The 19,550-nt window shown below is 45.8% G+C and carries 21 protein-coding genes; 11 read left to right on the top strand and 10 right to left on the bottom strand.

Going from position 1 to position 19,550, the window contains the following annotated elements; genetic code table 11:
* The first annotated feature begins 81 nt into the window (after positions 1–81).
* A complete protein-coding gene (locus ACXAH2_RS12720) occupies positions 82–729 on the top strand; it encodes a pyridoxamine 5'-phosphate oxidase family protein (RefSeq protein WP_475078988.1) in 648 nt (215 codons plus the stop codon).
* 262 nt (positions 730–991) lie between these two features.
* On the top strand, positions 992–2,146 hold the full coding sequence (gene srmL, locus ACXAH2_RS12715) for a PheS-related mystery ligase SrmL (RefSeq protein ID WP_475078987.1): 1,155 nt from the start codon (positions 992–994) through the stop codon (positions 2,144–2,146).
* A 124-nt stretch (positions 2,147–2,270) separates the two neighbouring features.
* Here the strand turns inward: srmL and ACXAH2_RS12710 are convergent, their stop codons facing one another.
* On the bottom strand, positions 2,271–2,486 hold the full coding sequence (locus tag ACXAH2_RS12710) for a DUF2798 domain-containing protein (RefSeq protein WP_475078986.1): 216 nt from the start codon (positions 2,484–2,486) through the stop codon (positions 2,271–2,273).
* Between the two features lie 133 nt (positions 2,487–2,619).
* Here ACXAH2_RS12710 and ACXAH2_RS12705 point away from each other — a divergent pair, with 133 nt between their 5' ends.
* The gene (locus ACXAH2_RS12705; RefSeq protein WP_475078985.1) at positions 2,620–3,510 is read left to right on the top strand and encodes a LysR family transcriptional regulator; all 891 of its coding nucleotides are present in this window, start codon (positions 2,620–2,622) and stop codon (positions 3,508–3,510) included.
* Between the two features lie 36 nt (positions 3,511–3,546).
* Positions 3,547–4,359 (top strand): TSUP family transporter, encoded by an 813-nt coding sequence (locus tag ACXAH2_RS12700; RefSeq protein WP_475078983.1) that lies wholly within the window; start codon positions 3,547–3,549, stop codon positions 4,357–4,359.
* A gap of 4 nt (positions 4,360–4,363) precedes the next feature.
* Here the strand turns inward: ACXAH2_RS12700 and ACXAH2_RS12695 are convergent, their stop codons facing one another.
* Positions 4,364–5,650, bottom strand: a complete 1,287-nt coding sequence (locus ACXAH2_RS12695) for an MATE family efflux transporter (RefSeq protein WP_475079097.1) — start codon at positions 5,648–5,650, stop codon at positions 4,364–4,366.
* Positions 5,651–6,069: 419 nt separating this feature from the next.
* Between ACXAH2_RS12695 and ACXAH2_RS12690 the strand changes: the two genes are divergently transcribed.
* Both ACXAH2_RS12690 and ACXAH2_RS12685 read left to right on the top strand, forming a co-directional pair.
* Positions 6,070–6,273: a hypothetical protein gene (locus tag ACXAH2_RS12690; protein WP_475078981.1), complete on the top strand. Its 204-nt coding sequence runs from the start codon at positions 6,070–6,072 to the stop codon at positions 6,271–6,273.
* Positions 6,274–6,276: 3 nt separating this feature from the next.
* Positions 6,277–6,705: a group II truncated hemoglobin gene (locus ACXAH2_RS12685; protein ID WP_475078979.1), complete on the top strand. Its 429-nt coding sequence runs from the start codon at positions 6,277–6,279 to the stop codon at positions 6,703–6,705.
* 74 nt (positions 6,706–6,779) lie between these two features.
* On the opposite strand, the gene ACXAH2_RS12680 is transcribed toward ACXAH2_RS12685, so the two are convergent.
* Positions 6,780–7,418: a glutathione S-transferase family protein gene (locus ACXAH2_RS12680; protein ID WP_475078977.1), complete on the bottom strand. Its 639-nt coding sequence runs from the start codon at positions 7,416–7,418 to the stop codon at positions 6,780–6,782.
* A gap of 143 nt (positions 7,419–7,561) precedes the next feature.
* Here ACXAH2_RS12680 and ACXAH2_RS12675 point away from each other — a divergent pair, with 143 nt between their 5' ends.
* On the top strand, positions 7,562–8,521 hold the full coding sequence (locus ACXAH2_RS12675) for a helix-turn-helix transcriptional regulator (RefSeq protein ID WP_475078976.1): 960 nt from the start codon (positions 7,562–7,564) through the stop codon (positions 8,519–8,521).
* A 128-nt stretch (positions 8,522–8,649) separates the two neighbouring features.
* Here ACXAH2_RS12675 and ACXAH2_RS12670 read toward each other — a convergent pair whose 3' ends face one another.
* The 6 genes from ACXAH2_RS12670 to ACXAH2_RS12645 all read right to left on the bottom strand — a co-directional run bounded on the left by ACXAH2_RS12670 (position 8,650) and on the right by ACXAH2_RS12645 (position 13,573).
* Positions 8,650–8,823, bottom strand: a complete 174-nt coding sequence (locus ACXAH2_RS12670) for a hypothetical protein (protein ID WP_475078974.1) — start codon at positions 8,821–8,823, stop codon at positions 8,650–8,652.
* 158 nt (positions 8,824–8,981) lie between these two features.
* Positions 8,982–10,151, bottom strand: coding sequence for a GNAT family N-acetyltransferase (locus tag ACXAH2_RS12665; protein ID WP_475078972.1), 1,170 nt, complete (start codon positions 10,149–10,151; stop codon positions 8,982–8,984).
* Positions 10,152–10,154: 3 nt separating this feature from the next.
* Positions 10,155–10,961 carry a shikimate dehydrogenase gene (aroE, locus tag ACXAH2_RS12660; protein WP_475078971.1) on the bottom strand — a complete coding sequence of 269 codons (807 nt, stop codon included), beginning with the start codon at positions 10,959–10,961 and terminating at the stop codon, positions 10,155–10,157.
* Positions 10,962–11,009: 48 nt separating this feature from the next.
* Positions 11,010–11,954, bottom strand: a complete 945-nt coding sequence (hemF, locus tag ACXAH2_RS12655) for an oxygen-dependent coproporphyrinogen oxidase (protein WP_475078970.1) — start codon at positions 11,952–11,954, stop codon at positions 11,010–11,012.
* 68 nt (positions 11,955–12,022) lie between these two features.
* Positions 12,023–12,970, bottom strand: coding sequence for a lauroyl-Kdo(2)-lipid IV(A) myristoyltransferase (gene lpxM, locus ACXAH2_RS12650; RefSeq protein ID WP_475078968.1), 948 nt, complete (start codon positions 12,968–12,970; stop codon positions 12,023–12,025).
* Between the two features lie 51 nt (positions 12,971–13,021).
* Positions 13,022–13,573 (bottom strand): TetR/AcrR family transcriptional regulator, encoded by a 552-nt coding sequence (locus ACXAH2_RS12645; RefSeq protein WP_475078967.1) that lies wholly within the window; start codon positions 13,571–13,573, stop codon positions 13,022–13,024.
* 104 nt (positions 13,574–13,677) lie between these two features.
* Here ACXAH2_RS12645 and lpdA point away from each other — a divergent pair, with 104 nt between their 5' ends.
* The 3 genes from lpdA to gabT all read left to right on the top strand — a co-directional run bounded on the left by lpdA (position 13,678) and on the right by gabT (position 18,230).
* Positions 13,678–15,093, top strand: coding sequence for a dihydrolipoyl dehydrogenase (gene lpdA / locus ACXAH2_RS12640; RefSeq protein WP_475078965.1), 1,416 nt, complete (start codon positions 13,678–13,680; stop codon positions 15,091–15,093).
* Between the two features lie 296 nt (positions 15,094–15,389).
* Entirely contained in the window at positions 15,390–16,856 is a 1,467-nt protein-coding gene (locus ACXAH2_RS12635) for an NAD-dependent succinate-semialdehyde dehydrogenase (RefSeq protein WP_475078963.1), read from the top strand.
* 96 nt (positions 16,857–16,952) lie between these two features.
* On the top strand, positions 16,953–18,230 hold the full coding sequence (gene gabT / locus ACXAH2_RS12630; RefSeq protein ID WP_475078961.1) for a 4-aminobutyrate--2-oxoglutarate transaminase: 1,278 nt from the start codon (positions 16,953–16,955) through the stop codon (positions 18,228–18,230).
* A gap of 116 nt (positions 18,231–18,346) precedes the next feature.
* Here the strand turns inward: gabT and ACXAH2_RS12625 are convergent, their stop codons facing one another.
* A complete protein-coding gene (locus ACXAH2_RS12625) occupies positions 18,347–18,541 on the bottom strand; it encodes a hypothetical protein (protein WP_475078960.1) in 195 nt (64 codons plus the stop codon).
* 106 nt (positions 18,542–18,647) lie between these two features.
* Between ACXAH2_RS12625 and ACXAH2_RS12620 the strand changes: the two genes are divergently transcribed.
* Positions 18,648–19,547, top strand: coding sequence for a LysR substrate-binding domain-containing protein (locus ACXAH2_RS12620; RefSeq protein ID WP_475078959.1), 900 nt, complete (start codon positions 18,648–18,650; stop codon positions 19,545–19,547).
* The last annotated feature ends 3 nt before the right edge of the window (positions 19,548–19,550 follow it).

The raw sequence follows: 19,550 nt of genomic DNA, 5'->3' as shown, positions 1-19,550 counted from the left end.
AAAGCTGGCTATTTTTTACCAAGCCAGAAATCTCTACACTTGTTTTATACCAATCACCTCATGACAAGCAAGGAGAAACAAATGGGCACGACACTTGAGACATCCCTAAGCAAAGTCAAAAGAGGACCAAACCGAGCCTCTTATGACAAACAACAGGCCCTCGATATTATTGATGGCGCACTCATGTGTCATGTGGGGCAAACCAAAAATGGCCAAGTCTTCGTTACGCCAACTTGTCACTGGCGCGATGGGGATTACCTATATTGGCATGGTCACAGTAAGGCCAGAAACGTCAAAGGGCCAATCGATGAGGCTGAAAAAGTCTGCATCAATATCAGTCTGCTAGACGGTTTGGTGATGGCAAGATCGGCCTTTCACCATTCGGTAAATTATCGCTCGGTGACCTTGTTTGGTATCCCAGAGAGGATTGATGATGCGCAAGAAAAACAGCGTCAATTTGAAATATTTCTCGACAAAGTCAGCCCAGGCCGCTGGTCTCAGCTCAGGCCCATAACCGACAATGAAATCAAAGCCACGGGCGTGGTTCGAATCAAAATCGACGAAGCTTCCGTCAAAATGCGCGCCGAACCTCCCGTTGATGACCCTGCCGATAACGACTGGCCAGTATGGGCAGGTGTACTGCCATTGGAAAGACAGTGGGGAAAAGCAGAACAAGATCCGCTTCAACAAGAAGATTACTCAGAACCAACAGCGCCAAACGCGGTTTAGGTCTTATCTATGACAGCTAGGAACAAGGCAATCGCTTCAAGCATGTCTTGTTCTGTAAAAGACAACCTGCTAGGATCAAAATCATGACTTATTTACTCGCACGTCCACATCGATTTATCCGCCTCCGAGTCCCTACACTGGACCCGGCGGCTTTGTTCTACTTGAAATAACCTTTCATAGACAAGCTCTCTCCGAGTCCCGACTCGGAGGAATCCAAAAAAGACGACTTTCACTTTTTATCTTGGATTTATGGAGCATAACCATGTCTACTAACAACGATTTAACCTACGAATATCTCACCCAAGAACAACTGCTTAAGGCACTCTCCCTACGCGACCTAACCAACCCAAAGCAAGGCATTCATGCCATGCAACAGCTTATCAGCGAGGCCGAAACCGCCATCCAATCCCTATGGTCTTGTTACATTCAAAGGCTAAACGCCAACCCCATAGTGCCCGTTTACGAAAACTATGACGCCCTTGGCTATCCCGACGATGGCGCCTCCAGAGACAGTCGCTATAGCCGTTATGTCAATAAAGATTTAATGCTACGAACGCAAACCTCTAGCGCCGTTCCCACCTGGTTAAGCAGCTGGCGCCATTATCGTCCAGAGTCACTTGGATTATTAAGTCATGGCCTTGTCTATCGTCGCGACTGCATTGATCGCTGGCACAGTGCCGAGCCCCACCAACTGGATATCTGGATTGTTCTGCCGAAAAGCCAAGCCAGTGACGAACAGATTTTGCATGACAGTATTGCCGCATTAATGGGCACCTTATTACCTAACCATAAAGTGGCAATCTCCACCTCACCCCATCCATATACCCAAAACGGTGTGCAGCTGGATGCCATTGAACAAGGCAACATCCATCAGGGTGAACTTGTCGAAATAGGCGAGTGTGGCAACATAGATCCCGCCTTACTTGATCGAAATGGCTGGTCTAGTGAACACTATACGGGCCTTGCTATGGGGTTGGGATTAGATAGAGTACTTATGCTACGTAAGGGCATTCCTGACATTCGCTTATTACGCGACCCAGAGCCCAGAGTGCAAACACAAATGCAAACCCTCTCACCTTGGCAACCAGTCTCTCGACAACCCATAACAGAACGAGACCTCTCCCTCGTTGTCGATCAACATATCGATATGGACATCATTGGTGATAAAGTGCGCCTAGCACTGGAAGAACAAGCCGAGTGGTTAGAAGACATTCGACTTATCTCACGAACGCCCTATCACGCGCTGCCACCAGTCGCCATCGCAAGGCTTGGCATAGCCGAACACCAAGACAATCTGTTATTACGCTTAGTGCTTCGTCATCCTAGCCAAAGCCTGCCCACCGCGTTGGCCAATGAAATCCGCAATACCGTGTATTTAGCGCTTAACGAGGGCAGCCAGACGCATTTAGCCATCTAACTCTTTTTGAAAAAAGCACGACAACTCAAAAAGCACAGAGATATATTCTGAACTGACCCCCAATAGTTGGACATTCCAATTACTGGGGGTCTTTTTATCGTCAGCCTTCTAAATTCCTTCAGGCTCATGCTTTTTTCGCTAACCAAGCACTGAGCTTTTGGATTTCAGGTGCGAACAAAAAAGAAATGGCAGCGGCCGCAGGCCATGCCATACTCCATGCGGTCATCCAATCAGCAATAAAGCCCACATGCCAGCCTAAATTAACAAAGGTAATCCACCCCGACATAAGGAATGACAATACACACGACATGATTAACGCAAAATAAAGACGAAACTTCATACTCTCTCCTTGCAAAGCGCTTTTTTCTGCCCCGAACGCTACTTTGCTCTTGTTTAACTTTGAAGTTAGTCTATCAAACAACTATATTTGCAAATATAGTCATTTCTTAAAACTAAATTTGCAAATTTGTAAAATGCTAGACGACCTTAAAATATTCATTACTGCAGCAGATAAAAACAGCCTGACTCAGGCTGCAAAAACTCTCAACATGACCATTGCCACGGTTTCAAGGCGCATTAGCGCTTTGGAGCAAGCGTTAGGATGTGAACTCTTGCATCGTTCCACCAAAGGATTGAAGCTAACACCAATGGGGGAGGACTATTATCAAGAATGTGCCGAATTTATCGATGCGCTGGATCAGCGTATTTCAAATTTGGATAAAACGCTGCACAGTCTGAACGGGGAAGTGAAAATTCTGGCACCAACCAATTTAGGTGGCGGCCCACTTGACCCTTTTTGGCAGCAATTTATTAGCCAATACCCACAAATTAGTCTCAACATTGAGTTGAGCAATCGCTTTCAAGACATGCGAGAAACAGGGGCTGATCTTGCCATTCGTTCCGGTAAAATGCCCAATTCCTCTCTCATTCAAACCTTATTAGGCTATATCCGTCCCATTTTAGTTGCTGCAAAACACACGTCTTTCCCTTTGCCAAACCATATTGATGAATTGAAACACTGCCCAAGCATCGTCTCCGATATCTTTGTAGACTGGCAACTGATGCATGAAAGTGGTGAAATGTGCGCCATTGATAAGCAACACCAACATATTAGTAATGACATGAACGTCAGTATTAATCTGGTGAAAGCAGGAGCGGGCATTACCTTAGTGCCTGAAAGCCTGGTGTATAAAGCCATTCAATCAGGAGAGTTAGTGCATGTCTTACCCGAGTGGCAAGGTCAAAAGCGTGAAATACACCTTGTTTGGCCAGGTCGACGCAGTGTATCGGCACGGGCTCAACTGTTGAAAGACGAACTGACTCAATTTCTGCATCAACAAGATTGGTTTGAAAAAGCTTATTAGTAACTATAATTTAACGCTCGCATTTAAGGGAAACTCATGGCGGATGTAGTTTGGTGGCAATACACACTGATTGGTGTCATTTTTGTGTGGAGCGGCTTTGTACGCAGTGGTTTAGGGTTCGGTGGCGCTGTACTAGCCTTGCCTTTTTTACTGCTGGTAGAAAATGACCCACTGCTGTTCTTACCCATCATTTCCATCCATCTGCTGATATTTTCTAGCTGGATTGCTTGGCAAGGCGCGAAAGCCACACGCAAACAACGAAACCATACCGACAAGGTGGATCTGCAAGACTCCCAAAAAGGTGACAGCGGCAATATCGCGTGGGGGTATTTAAAGAAAGCCTTGGGGATCATGATCATCCCCAAACTGATCGGTGTGTTTGGTTTGCTAACGCTACCGGGCGATATCGTCACAGGCGTCATCTTCGTAATTGTTGCTGTCTTCGCCATTTCATACATAGTGAATAAGCCTTTCTACACCAACAACAAAATACTCGATACCTCATTTCTAATGCTTGGCGGCTACGTCAGTGGCACATCCTTAATCGGTGCCCCTTTGATTGTTTCCGTGTTTGCCACCAAAGTACCGCGTCATCAATTACGCGATACGCTTTTTGTACTCTGGTTCATTCTCGTCACCATTAAAATGGCCTCTTTCATCATAGCGGGAGTCGACCTGCAACTGATTCACCAACTCTGGCTATTGCCTTGCGCTTTACTCGGTCACGTTTTTGGTCAGAAACTGCATAACCGCATCCAAAAAGCCGAAACGCCTGTTTTCTTTCAATTTATTGGTTGGGCGCTGCTGATCGTCTGTGGCTTTGGGCTTTATTCAACCTTTATGTTGTAAGACATCAATTCGAAAACCAAACACCCTTACGAAGGTTTTGTCGGTAGCACCAGTAAAGGGTTAAGGCACGGGCAAGAAAGAGGGCGGCTTGGCTTAGCCAAAGCCCATGATTGCCTAACCCTTGTGTCATAAACCAAACAGGGAAGAAGACCCCAAGAACGCAGAGGATCATGGTATTTTGCATCTGTTTCACACTGGTGGTGCCGATAAAAACACCATCCAACATGAAAGACCAAATACCCAACAGAGGGAAGGTTATTAGCCAAGGTAGGTACAGTTTCGCTTCGGCTCGAACACTCTCTACATTGGTTAATAAGTGAATAATATGATCGCCAAATAGCCAAAAAACAAACATCAAAACCAACGCGGCCAGCAGCGCCCAATAAGTCGATAAACGAATCACCTTTTTGAAATTTGCCTTGTCCTTGCGACCATAAAACTCACCACACAAGGCTTCCACCGAAAAAGCAAAACCGTCCAAGGCATTGGAAATGATCATCAAAAAGGTCAATAGCACAGCATTGGCTGCCAATATCGCGTCACCTTGGCGCGCCCCTTGTGAGGTAAAAAATAGCATCACCAGCAACAATAAAATGGTGCGCACGAACAAATACCGATTCACTTGCACTAGGGCAATGTATTCGCGCCACTTAAACAAGGCATGCAAAGGCACATGACCAGAAAAACCTTGCAACTTACGCAACGCCAGATACAAACCGAATATCACACCAAGATAGTGTGCAATCACAGTCGCCCAAGCCACGCCATCACTGGCCATACCCAAGCCATACACGGCAACATAATCCAGCACCATGTTGACTAAATTGATCACCAACAGCATCCATAATGGGCCCTTTGAGTATTGCACGCCAAAGAACCACCCCATTAAGGCATAGCCAGCTAAAACGGCTGGCGCACTGTAAATACGAATCTCACTGTAGCTTTTCGCCCAAGGCGTTACTTCCTCACTGGCCGACATCAAGTGCAAAGCAAATTCAAGAATAGGAGCACGAAAAGCGATTAAAACGAGACCAATAGAGACGCCCATCAGCACAGATTGCCAGAGCAATTCGCGAACAAGGCGATCATCTTCTTGCCCTAACGCTTGTGCGGTTAAGCCTGTCGATCCCATGCGTAAAAAACCAAACGCCCAAAAGAGAAAGCTAAAAATGCTGGCACCAATGGCAACAGCACCAAGATAGGTAGCGGTACCTAAATGCCCCACGACAGCAGTGTCGACTAAACCTAACAAAGGGGTGGTGATATTTGACACCATGGGTGGCCAAGCCATGCGCCAAATACGCCTATTTAGCACCATATTAAGGCGCCATGCGGACAGTAATGCAGCAAAAGAAAATTGAGACAAAGGATTCTCACATGTGAAAAAGGGATTCTGTGGATAAAAATAAACCAACGCGGATCAATTTGATTCCAAAAAACTGTGGAAAATCATAGCAGTTATTCACACAGTCTGTCATTAATCGGTCTTCTTGCTCTTTTTTTGAACAAATTGGCCTATTTTTTGCCCATTGCCTCCACTTTTGATTCACTTGTCCACATATCCCCTGCAATTGAAAGAGGCGACTATTTCCTCCAGAAAAGTTGGATAACTGGTGCTTTTTTCCACAATTCAAGCTACAAGAGCGTGGAATTTTGCTAAACTGGCGGCAATTTTTTATCCCTATTTACTCTATCAGGAGAGCCAATAATATGATGGCAAAAAAACTTAGACCTTATATTGAAGGATTGGCAGTCGGCTGTGTCTTTGTCAGTATCACCATGCTGTTTCAAATCCCTTTCTATATGAGCTTAATCATTGGCGCTTTGGCGGCCATTGGTGGCTATCGAAACTCCATCAAAATGGATCAGGAAAAAGCCGCTAAACAGGCTCCCAAATCAACGGATGACGAATAAAGCATGAGCGATCAGACATTGCCAAACTATGGTGAGGGGGATGCCACCTTTCAGGCAGTGGGTGGGTTAGATGGTTTACAAAAGCTGGTTGAAAGCTTTTATCGCATTATGGAAAACACACCGGCATACCGTCCTTTGTTTGACATGCATCCTGCTGACACCCAGCTGAGTATCGATAAACTGGTGGCATTTTTGTCGGGTTGGATGGGCGGTGAACGCTTGTATGCAAAAACCTACGGTAAAATTCATCTGCCCCAAACTCACGCCCATTTGGTGGTAACAGAAAAAGAGAAAGCCATGTGGTTAAACTGCATGACTGAGGCGCTAAACGAACAAAATTACCCTGACGCACTGAAACACTATTTGATAGAGAAACTGGAATTTCCCGCGGAACGCATTCGACAAATGAGCCAAATTCACCACCAAAAGTAATATTAATCTTGCTGCTTAAAAGGCAACAGAGCATGAACACTCATTGTATTCCTGCTCTGCCTAACTAAAACTTATTACGAATGCTCAAGCAGCAACACTTGATCGTCTTGTTCGACTTTAACAAATGCGGGGCGGGACACAATACGTTCAATATAAGCGTCCACCTGCGGATTCGTCGTAATAAGTCCAAACATACGACACCATTTCAGACTGATCCCCCAAAGAACATCCACAGCTGAGAAATGTTCTCCTAGTAAATAGGGACCTTTGGCAATTTGATCATATATCGTATCCAGCATTTTATCGTAACGACCATAAGGCGCCTGAGAAGGCTCAATGGCAGGACGATTAAAAGCTTTATCAATCACGGCCGGTTCAAAACTGCTCCCTTGATAAGCCATCCAGCGTAAATACGCACCACGATTAGGGTCATCCAAGGCAGGTGCTAATCCCTTTTCGGGATACAAATCAGCTAAATACAGATAACAGGCAACTTGCTCAGTAACAACGATGCCATTATGAACAAGTGTTGGAAATTTGCCTAAAGGGTTAATCGCCAAAAAATCTGGCTGCTGATTTTCTCCTGCTTTGAAATTAAGCACATTCATTTCGTAGGGGGCGCCCAACTCTTCCAGCAACACTCTAACGCCAGTGCCTCGGGTTTGTGGGGCATGATAAAGCGTAATACTGCCTTTGCTATGGATACCATTCATCTTGATTACCTCAAACTATGTTAGGTGAAATAGTGGTGACTGAATGAACCATATTAAAGATGAAACCTGACACCTTCTGTCAGGTATTTAATTTATACTGATAAAAAACACCACACTGTATTAGCACCTTACAGGAGCGTCCCATGCGAGCCAGTCGTATACTAAAACTGTTAATGACTTTGCAGACTCATGACAAAGTGACCGCTCGCGCTTTAGCCGATATCTGCGAAACTTCTGTTCGAACCATATATCGTGACATAGAAGCATTAAGTGCGATTGGGGTGCCGGTTTACAGCGAACAAGGCATACAGGGCGGCTATCGACTTTTACACGGTTATCGAACGCATCTTAACGGACTATCAAAGAAAGAAGCAGAAACACTCTTTTTAGCAGGATTAACAGGCCCAGCTCAGAAGATGGGCTTGGAAGCGACACTGGAAAATGCGCAATTGAAGCTAAAAGCAGCCTTACCAGATACCTTTAGAAGTCAGGCAGAGCGTCTGCAAAGTCGATTTTTACTGGACACCCCAAGTTGGTTTTCGGATGACGAAAAAGCCGAGCTACTTCCTCAGCTGATGACTGCTGTATTAGAACAACACCAGATTGTTATAAGTTATGAGAGTTGGAAAGGGAAACGTGAACGCATAGCGAATCCTTTAGGCATCGTTCTAAAGGGCGGACAATGGTATTTGATCGCGCAAGTTGAACAGGATATTCGAACCTATCGAGTATCCCGCATTGATACATTAACACTATCCACCGACACATTTGAACGGCCAGAAAACTTCAACTTAATGGCATTCTGGCAAACCAGTTTACGGCGTGTGAAAGCCATTCAGTTTCCTATAATGGCTGAGGTTCGTATCACTCCCCTTGGCTTAAAAATGATGGATTTTATTTGTGTATCCTATGTGATCAATAACGCTAAGATAGAACCCGAAGATGAATCAGGCTGGCATCGTGCTTACCTTCCTGTTGGGGAAGCCTCATATGGTTGTTATGAACTGTTACGCTTCGGCTCTGAATTGGAAGTCATTAATCCCTCAGAACTGCGCGCAGAAATGCAGAAGATGGTGTCATCTTTGGCAAAGTCTTATCGCTGAAATACAGCGCTGAGTTAAGCAGAAAAATTGCGGTATTATCGCTTAAGGGTTGCTCCCTTTAAGTTTCATCCCGCCAATACAAGACAAAATCCCATCTTCCGTCTTCCCCTTTTAAAAGGGGAAGAGACTTAGGCCTTTGGTGTCACCACTTGGAACACTTTACCCTCAGCGAAAAATCTTCGATTCAATCCTGATTGAACGACCATGATTTCCTCACGAGACACAATAAAGCTAGATTCTAAAACACATAAAGAGTCCATCAATACCTTACGTAATGCATCGTTGTGCTGAAGCTTACTCAAGCAAAGCCAATGACACGTTTTGGACTGAAAGTCCGATAAGAGACCTTTTGGTTACTTTTGCGGCTCTGGGCAAAAGTTACCCGCTCAGCAGAGCGGAAAAGAGCGAATAACTACAATGCGTTTAAAAGAACGTGGCTAAGCTGATAAACCGTTGAACTTTAACTCTCTTTAAACGGCAACAGAGCATGAGTATCTTTATGATACTCCTGCACCGCTTGTGCTTCTTCCTCACAAAAGCGAGCGATGGCATCACGAAAACCCTCATGGGCGATATAGTGGATACTGTGGCTATAAACAGGTTCAAATCCACGGGCAATTTTGTGTTCCCCTTGTGTGCCAGGATCAAAATGTTGTAACCCTTTTTCCAAACAAAACTCGATGCCTTGGTAGTAACAAGCCTCAAAATGCAGGCAATCGACTTCCTCTATACAACCCCAATAACGGCCATACAAAGAATGATCGTCGAAGAAACACCAAGACGCCGCAATGGCTTTTTCCTCAGTTTCTTCTTTACGGTAAGCCTGAACCAAGAGAATTTGCTCACCTATGTTTTCCACCAATTGCGCAAAGAAGTCTCGAGTTAAATACCCTTGTTGACCACGTTTCGCGTAAGTGGATTGATAACACAGGTAAAAGAAGTCAATGTCAGCTGAGCTTAACTCGGAGCCTAACTTGCGCTTAAGGGTCACCCCTTGCGCTGCGACTTTGTCCCTTTCTTTGCGTGCCGCCTTTCGTTTGCGACTGGAAAAGTGAGCAAAATACTCCGTCATGTCACGGTAATTGCGGTTAAACCAATGAAACTGACAGGAAATTCGTTCTAAGTATTCCTCATCCTGTTTCAATACAGTGGCGTGTTCAGGCTTGGTAAAGAGCAAATGCCAACTGGAAAACTCTCTTTGTTGGTTCGCTTGGGTTAAGACATCGGCAACCGTTCGATACAGATGCATAAAAGTAACATCCTCACCTTTTGGGTCCAGATGAGAAAATAGCCGAATTCCGGTAACAGGCGAGAAAGGCACCGCCCAAACTCGTTTTGGGTAATATCGAAAACCATAACGCTGAAACGCATCCGCCCAGGCCCAATCAAACACAAATTCCCCTTGGGAATGAGTTTTCAAATAGGTGGGAGCAATAGCGAGTGGGGAGTCATCCTCATCCATGACCAACAGATACTCTGGATACCAGCCTGTGCCATCGCCAATACTCTGGCTCTTTTCCAGAGCCTGATGAAAAGCAAACTGCGCAAAAGGGTATTGGGTCTCCCCAATGGTTTTATCCCAAAGTTCTTTGCCAATGTCCTCAACGGAAGTAAACCACTGCGCTTTCATCAATTAATCCGCCATTTTTTCTCGTAAACGCGCTACCAAAGAAGCGGTGTCAGGGCGAGTGTGTCGCCACAGATAAAAGGCTTCTGCCGCCTGACCAACCAACATGCCCAAACCGTCTGCACCTGCTGCGCCCAGTTCATGAGCCCATTGCAAAAACACTGTGCGTTGTTTGCCATACATCATGTCATAACACCAAGTTTGTTCGCCCACCAGTTCATCTTTCAATGGTGGCAATTGCCCAGACAAACTCGCAGAGGTGCCATTGATGATAATATCAAACGGACCTTCTAACGCTTCAAAAGAAGAAGCTAAGCAATCAAAATGGTCTGCCAATTGCTGCGCCTTGGCGAGTGTTCTATTGGCAATGGTCACTGATGCAGGCTGTTCATCCAACACAGGTTCCAATACACCACGAACGGCGCCACCAGCACCCAAAATCAAGATACGTTTGTCCTTCAGGCTCTGTTGATAATTGATTGTAATGTCACGAACCATGCCGATACCGTCGGTATTGTCGCCAAACAGGTCGCCATTTTTCGCCATTAATAAGGTGTTCACCGCACCAGCTTGTTTGGCTCTTTGGCTCAGCACATCACACATAGCATAAGCGCGCTCTTTAAAGGGAACGGTGACGTTTAAACCTTTTCCACCTTGTTGGAAAAAATCGCGAACTTGTTGCTCGAACCCCTCATCTTCACCAAGCAAAGTGGTGTATTGCATGCTTTGCGTTGTTTGCAAGGCAAATTCAGCATGAATCGCAGGTGATTTACTGTGGGCGATGGGGTTACCTACCACGGCGTATTGATCCACAACACTTCCTCTTATCAATGAATGTTTTAACTGAGCAGGCCAGTTCTTCTATAGATTTTCCAGCCAGTTTCTTGAGGTCAAATAATATTCCGTCAATTTGGCTTCTGGGCTATTTGGCTCCACTTGATACTCATAGGTCCAACGCACTTCTGGTGGTAAAGACATCAGTATGGATTCGGTACGGCCCAAACCACTTTGCAGACCAAAATGGGTACCGCGGTCAAATACCAGATTGAATTCCACATAGCGTCCACGACGATGCAGTTGGAAATCGCGCTGTTGCTCGGTATAAGACAAGTCTTTACGACGAGACAAAATAGGCAAATACGCTTGGCTGTATGCGTCTCCTACAGAGCGCATCATAGCAAAACAATCGGCAAAGCTACCTTCATTAAAGTCATCGTAAAACAAACCGCCAATACCACGAGGTTCGCCGCGGTGTTTCAGGTAAAAATACTCATCGCACCAGCTTTTAAATCGCTGATAATAGCCTTCGCCAAAAGGCTCTACCGCTTGCTGGGCCATTTGATGCCATTGGATACAGTCTTCATCAAAGCCATAATAGGGTGTCAGATCAAATCCACCACCAAACCACCAAACCGGCGCCATACCTTCTTTGTAGACCACAAATAAACGCACATTGGCGTGAGAGGTGGGTGCCATTGGATTTTTAGGGTGAATCACCAGAGACACGCCCATGGCTTCAAATCGACCACCCGCTAACTCAGGACGCTCAGCCGTTGCTGAAGGCGGTAGCTTATCGCCCATCACATGGGAGAAATTCACGCCACCTTTCTCAATCACATCGCCGTTGGCGATCACTCGCGTACGGCCACCACCGCCATTGGGTCTGTCCCAAGCGTCTTGGTGAAAGCGAGTGTTAGGCTCCAAACCTTCCAGCTCAGCACAAATCCTATCTTGTAATGACATAAGATAGTCTTTCACCGCTGCAATATCTTGCTCAGTCACGGTTGCCGTTTGGTGGTCAGACATAATTACTCCCCAAAATCATTTTCCCAAAAGCTGATTGATGATATCGCTATGAAAATAAAGCTTCATATCTAATACAAACGCGACCCATCAGGACGCGTGCGCAATAAATTCAACACCCACATGTATTGCTCAGGATGCGCTGATATAAGTTGCTCTAAGGTTTGATTCATACGTTCTGCGTCGGCTTTTTCATCACCCGTCGGGAAGTTTTTTAACGCCGGTAATATGTGCAGATGATATTGTTTACTTTGCGCATCATAAGCAGGCAACATAGGCACCACCACGGCATTGGACAACTTTGCCAACTTGCCTAAACCTTTCATGGTGGCTTTTTCTGTGGCGAAAAAAGGCGCAAATACGGAATTTTGTGGGCCTAAATCTTCATCCGGTAAGTAGTAGCCTAAATAACCTTGTTTAATGGATTGTAAATAGGGCTTGATACCCGCATCACGATGATAAACCCGCGCCCCATATTGAATACGCTGTAAGTGAATCAACCAGTCAGTAATGGGGTTTTTCTGATCTCGAATCATGGCGACCGTGTTAAAACCGTGGGCGGTTAACATCACGCCAGCATAATCAATTGCCCAACAGTGTGGCACCAAAGCAATGACATTTTGTCGCGCTTGTAAGCGAGGAAACAGATGTTCTTCCCCATGAATCACACAACGCCGTTGATTATGACGCTTGCTACGTATTAAGAGTTCGCCGTAGGCCAGAAAGAATTGCGCCGCCACTTGAAAGCTGTGTTTCAGCAAAGCTTCTCGCTCAGCTAACGACTTGTCAGGAAAACATTGCGCTAGGTTAATTCGAGCGCGTTTTAACGCACCGCTTTTGGTATTTAGCAAGCGTCCTGCAATCCAACTGGCCAGAGTATCGCGCCAAGCCACAGGGACAAAAGCCAGTAAAAAGGTGAAAGCCACCCCAAGCCAAGTCAACCAAAAACGAGGGAGAAGGAAGCGCCACTGAAAGGTCGGGTTATATAACTTATTGTCAGCTTTTTCGGGTGATTTCATCAAACTCTTCGCTTCTCCTTGAATGCTCATATGATACATGAAGTGGCGTACTTAACGCCACGCGGACACCACTTGTTCAAAGCAGCCTTCCTTACCAGTCGCCTGAACCAAAACCGAAGCACCGTGTAAGCATGCCAATAAACGCACTGCCGCTGTTTGCGGATTATCACCTGATAAACTCGGCAAACGTGATAACACTTGCTGCAACCACTGTAATTTCACCTCATAAAAAGCCGCCAAGCTGCCACTGACTTCCTCAGGTAAGACTTGTTTGTCTGCCGTCAGCATAGTGCATAAACTCATGTGCTTTTGATCAATCACTTTGGCTTTAAAACCATCAATAAAGCCATTCAACATAGCTTGTGGCTCAAACTCGGTCGTCATTGGATCGGGCAGCTGTGAGGCAAACTCATGTGTATAACGTTTCATCACTGCGCTTACCAAGTCTCCCTTGGTACGAAAGTGATAGTGAACACTTGCACTCTTGATGCCGATTTGCTCTGCAATATCACGAAAACTAAAGGCACCATAACCACCAGCAATGATGTGTTGCTCCGCCAAATCCATGATTTTGCTTTTGGTGTCGACTTTATCTGCTGTCATTCCACTCACTCAAAAATATCTATCAACTGATAGGTATTTTATTGACCTAGCGTAAATCCTCAAGCTATATTCCATCTATCTACTGATAGGTAAGAGACTTTCCTATGAAAACATTTGATTTGATCGTACTGGGCAGTGGCCCTGGTGGTTATGCGGCTGCCTTTCGTGCCGCTGATTTGGGTTTAAAGGTTGCCATGATAGAACGTCACGCGGCCCTTGGCGGTGTGTGCTTAAACGTTGGCTGCATTCCTTCTAAAGCCTTGCTGCATGTGGCCGGTAAAATTCGTATGGCCGATGAAGAGGCTCACGGTGTGACTTATGGCAAACCTCAAATCGACTTAGACGCCATACGCCATCATAGACAAACCACTGTTGATACCCTCACGGGCAATCTCGCTTTGATGGCAAAAGGTCGTAAGGTTGAGATTTTCCACGGCGAAGGGCGATTTTTATCCACCAATCAAATCCAAATAACAAAACACGATGAAGCACAAAGTGATGCCAAAGAGGTTTTGAACTTTAAACATGCCATCATTGCGGTAGGCTCAAGAGCGATTCGTTTGCCTTTTGCGCCTTATGACGACCCACGTATTTTGGATGCCACCAGTGCCTTACAACTTGAGCGTATTCCCCAGCACATGTTGGTATTAGGCGGCGGCATCATTGGCTTGGAGATGGCCACGGTTTATCAAGCTTTGGGAGCCAAAATCTCCGTTGCAGAGCTGGGTGATCAGATCATGACAGGAGCGGATAAAGATCTGGTGCGAGTCTTCGAACAAACCAACAAAGACCGCATGACCTTCCTAACGAACACCCAGGTAACGGATATTCAAGCGACACCTGAGTCTTTACTAGTACAGCTAAAAGAGCAAGCGGGTGAACGACAGCTAGCAGTAGATGCTGTGTTAGTCGCTGTAGGTCGTTCTCCTAATGGCAAAAACGCTGGTATTGCTGACATAGGCGTGGCGGTCGACGACAGAGGGTTTGTTATTACTGATAATCAATGCAAAACATCTGTACCTAATATCTTCGCCATTGGCGATGTCACTCATGGTCCTATGCTGGCCCATAAAGCCTCTCATCAAGGTCATATCGCAGCGGAAGTCATTGCCGGGCACAAGGTGGATTTCCAACCTTTGGCGATACCATCCATTGCCTACACCTTCCCTGAAGTCGCTTGGGTAGGATTAACCGAAACCGCTGCGAAAGCACAAAATATCGCGGTGAAAAGTGCGGTTTTTCCATGGCGTGCCAGTGGTCGCGCCATCGCTTCAGGCATCACTCAAGGTAAAACAAAACTCATCTACGATGAAGCAACTGAACGCGTCTTAGGCGCTGGCATAGTCGGAGCGCATGCTGGCGAATTGCTCGGTGAACTGACCCTCGCCATTGAGTTTGGTGCCACCTTAGAAGACATTGCATTGACCATTCATGCTCACCCAAGCTTGCATGAATCCGTTGGTTTGGCCGCCGAACTGGGCGCTGGCACCATTACCGATTTGCCGAATAGAAAACGCTAAACTCTTGTTTAAGACATCACTTTGTTTAAGACATCGCTGGCTGCTCGACAAAGCAGCTGGCCATGTCTCTCCATCATTTTTTTTCCTCAAGCTTATTCAGTCTCTTAACAGAGCAATACCTCCTGATGAGTATTATGTTTGAATATCATCAAACAAAGCATTGATAGCTTCTCATTTTTCAACGCTTTGCCTTTGCCTACTATCGAGAACTACAAGGAATCTATTGCAACGAGCAGTACCCTTTTTGTAAGGGTTAGGTACTGAATTTTTCTCCACAGCCAAGTCTGGAGCCTATTATGAATGTCACACTTTCTCAGCCTGAATTGTTGAAAAGCCACTCTTATATTGGTGGTGAATGGATTGCGGCCAAATCAGGTAATACTTTTGCCATTACCAATCCTGCCAACGGCGAGCACATTATTGATGTAGCGGATCTTGGAGCAGAGGAAACCACTCAAGCCGTGGAAGCGGCAGAAAAAGCACAAAAAGCATGGCAAGCACTGACCGCCAAAGAACGCGCTACCTTGTTGCGTCGTTGGAATCAGCTGATTCTGGACAATCAAGATGATCTTGCTAAGTTGATGACCCTAGAACAGGGTAAACCTTTTACCGAAGCCAAAGGGGAAGTGGCTTATGGTGCGTCTTTTATTGACTGGTTTGCTGACGAAGCGCGTCGTTTATACGGTGATGTGATTCCCACTTTTGCTAATGATCGACGTGTGCTTACCATCAAACAAGGCATCGGCGTTGTGGCAGCGATTACCCCTTGGAATTTTCCAATTGCCATGATTACCCGTAAAGCCGGCCCAGCGTTGGCAGCAGGTTGTACCATAGTCATCAAACCCTCTGACGAAACCCCTTTGTGTGCCCTTGCCCTAGCGGAATTGGCTCATCAAGCCGGAATTCCAGCTGGAGTACTGAACGTTGTTGTAGGCAAAAACGCCAAAGACATTGGTGGTGTGCTAACAGGTAACCCCATTGTCCGTAAACTAAGCTTCACTGGCTCAACCCCAGTAGGCAAGTTACTACTGTCACAATGTGCGCAAACCGTGAAACGCACCTCCATGGAATTAGGCGGTAACGCACCTTTCATTGTCTTTGATGATGCTGATCTAGATACAGCGCTAGAAGGGGCAATCAACTCGAAATACCGCAATGCAGGTCAAACTTGTGTGTGCGCCAACCGTATCCTAGTTCAAGAAGGTATCTACGACGCTTTTGCTGAAAAACTGGCACAACGTGTTGCCAGCTTTAAAACAGGCGACGGTTTCGCAGAAGGCGTCAATATTGGCCCTCTCATCAATGGCGCAGCCATCAACAAAGTAGAGCAATTGGTTGAAGACGCTGTGTCAAAAGGCGCTAAAGCCTTGATCGGTGGTGGCGTAGCGCAAGGTGCTGGGGCGCAATTCTTTGAGCCTACAGTGCTTACTGGCGTAACCGAAGAAATGGATATTTTTTCCAATGAAATCTTTGGTCCAGTTGCGCCTTTGTTTAAATTCAAAACCGAAGAAGAAGCGGTTGCCATGGCAAACAATACCCCATTTGGTTTGGCATCTTACTTCTATTCCCAAAACCTGGGTCGCATCTGGCGTGTATCAGAAGCCCTAGAATACGGCATGGTTGGTATCAACGAAGGCTTGATCTCCAGTGAAGTCGCGCCATTCGGTGGTGTAAAAGAATCCGGTAGCGGTCGTGAAGGCTCTAAATACGGAATCGATGAATACGTGGAAACTAAGTACCTATGTATGGGTGGCTTAGCCTAAACACCATTTGAGCCTTCCAGCTCATTCCATAGATTTAATGAAACAAGCCAGCCTATTTGGCTGGCTGTGTAACTCTTTCATAACAAGGTAACCTAAATGAAAAACGCTGACTTACAAAAACGCAAAGAAGTGGCTATTGCCCGTGGTCAAGGCAATATGGCGCAGCTGTACGTTGATCGTGCCGTAAATGCGGAAATTTGGGATGTTGAAGGCAAGCGTCACATTGATTTTGGTGCGGGTATTGCGGTAGTCAATACAGGTCACAATCATCCTAAAGTGAAAGCTGCGGTACAAGCACAGCTAGAGCGCTTTACACACACTTGCGTTATGGTTAGTCCTTATGAGTCTGCTGTTGAACTGGCAGAAAAGCTCAATGCGGCGGCACCTGGCGACACACCTAAGAAGTCCATCTTTGTGACAACGGGTGCGGAAGCGGTTGAAAACTGCGTGAAGATTGCTCGTGCTCATACTGGTCGTCCGGGTATTATCGCGTTCAATGGTGGTTTCCACGGTCGTACCAATATGACCATGGGACTAACAGGTAAAGTAAATCCTTATAAAATTGGTTTCGGTCCATTTCCAAGCGATATTTTCCACGTGCCTTATCCAAATGACTACTTAGGCATTACTGAAGAGCAAGCACTTGCTGACCTACAAATGCGCTTCACTTGTGATATTGAACCTTCTCGCGTTGCGGCTATTATCATTGAACCAGTGCAAGGTGAAGGTGGTTTCTACATGGCGTCAGCGAGTTTCTTACAGAAACTTCGTGCTTTGTGTGATGAACACGGCATTTTGTTGATCCTTGATGAAATCCAAGCCGGTTTTGCTCGTACTGGGACTACGTTCTGCCACGAACAAGCAGGCATTGAAGCGGATCTAATGACAGCAGCAAAAGGCATTGCGGGTGGTTTCCCTATTGCTGCCGTGGTTGGTAAAGCCGACATCATGGACGCACCCATTCCTGGTGGTTTGGGCGGTACGTACGGTGGTTCTCCTGTAGGTTGTGCGGCAGGTCTTGCGGTATTTGATATCATCGAAGAAGAGAAACTGTGTGAACGTGCTGTGCAAGTGGGTGACCACTTTGTCAAACACCTAACTGAAATGCAGCAAGCCTACCCGAACATCATTGGCGATGTGCGTAATGCCGGCGCTATGATCGCGGTAGAATTCGTTCACGATGGCGATGTAAACAAGCCATACCCAGAGTTAGCGAAACAATTGTCAGCGAAAGCTTCTGAAAACGGTTTGGTACTACTGTCTTGTGGTATTCGCGGTAACGTCATTCGTTTCCTACCTGCTCTGACCATCGAGATGGACATCATTGATGAAGGTATGGAAATCTTCAAGCGCTGCTTCAAAGAGCTTGTTTAACTCTTTCTTAATAAGCTTGTGTTCAGCTTGTCCTCTTTAAGCTAACAAGTTAAGTGATAAAGCCGCTAAGCCACTTACAGAGTAAGTGGCTTTTTTATGCTTAATACGTAATGCACCTAATTATGATCTCGCTTGCGACCGCTATCATACGGTGGTAGTCCTAAATCCTTGCGAAGATAATCAGGTAAGTTTCGCGTTTGCATCTCTACTTCTTGCAACTCCGCCTGTCTTTTACGCTTTTCATGCGCTGCTTTCATCTGTTTGATTAATAACAAAATCTTTTGATTAACCCAGTGTAGTAAAACCTGCATAAGCTCACCTCCTGTCTATTAAGGCTTTATTGTTGCGCTAAAACAGGATAAAAACGAATGTTATATTCTTTCGGTAAAGATTAGAAAATCTTATGGATAATAGCCTATGAGCCACAGAGTAACGCACCTTAAAGCCAGTCATTATTTCTCCGTTGCCAGCCAAACCTTAAGCTATACCAAGGCAGCAGAGCAGCTGAATGTTTCTCAGGCAGCAGTGAGTCAGCAAATTCGTTTATTAGAAGAATATCTGGGCGTGTCTTTGTTTTATCGCTTAGGGCGAGAAATGCGGCTGACGGTTCATGGCCAAGAATTGGCACGTCATCTGACACAAGCTTTTGATCATGTCAGTAAAGGCTTGGAAAGCGTCAAACTCGAACCGCTGGAAGGTACCTTGCGAGTATCCGGCTTACAAAGTTTTGTGTCCCTTTGTTTGATGCCTAAATTATGGAGATTTTCAGATCTGTACCCAGGAGTGAATGTAAAACTCTTTTCCTCGGATGAAAGGGAAGACATTCACTCTGGTAAAGTGGATGTCATTATCGATAATCACCTCAATACGGACGACAACACAGCACAAGACTTATTAGTATCATCTGAAGTCATTCCGGTTTTTTCTCCTGAACTGGCCGAGAGAATCAAGGTCAAACAGCCGACCGATCTGCTCCGCTGCTGGCTCATTCAAGTGGATTTACCACAATATCGCTGGCGTACTTGGTTCAATGAACAACAGATTTCCGCTCTCAACAGTGACAACTTACTGTGGGCAGAAGTGACTTCTTGGTACATGGGAATCAGTGCGGTAAAAGCCGGGCATGGCGTCTTTCTATGCCCAAAATTCATGGTACAAAGTGAATTAGACGAAGGCAGTTTAGTTCAAGCTTATCCACGGGCTCTGAAGTCACCCATTGAATTCTACCTAAGCCATGCCAAAAACTCGCCCCGTAGAAAACGCATTCAAGCCTTTGTGAGCTGGCTGCTAGCCAAGGAAAATCAATGTGTTTGCTAGTGT

It is taken from the genome of Marinomonas sp. ABL3_031 (assembly GCF_056161265.1).
This window is presented reverse-complemented; position numbering and strand designations above follow the sequence as displayed.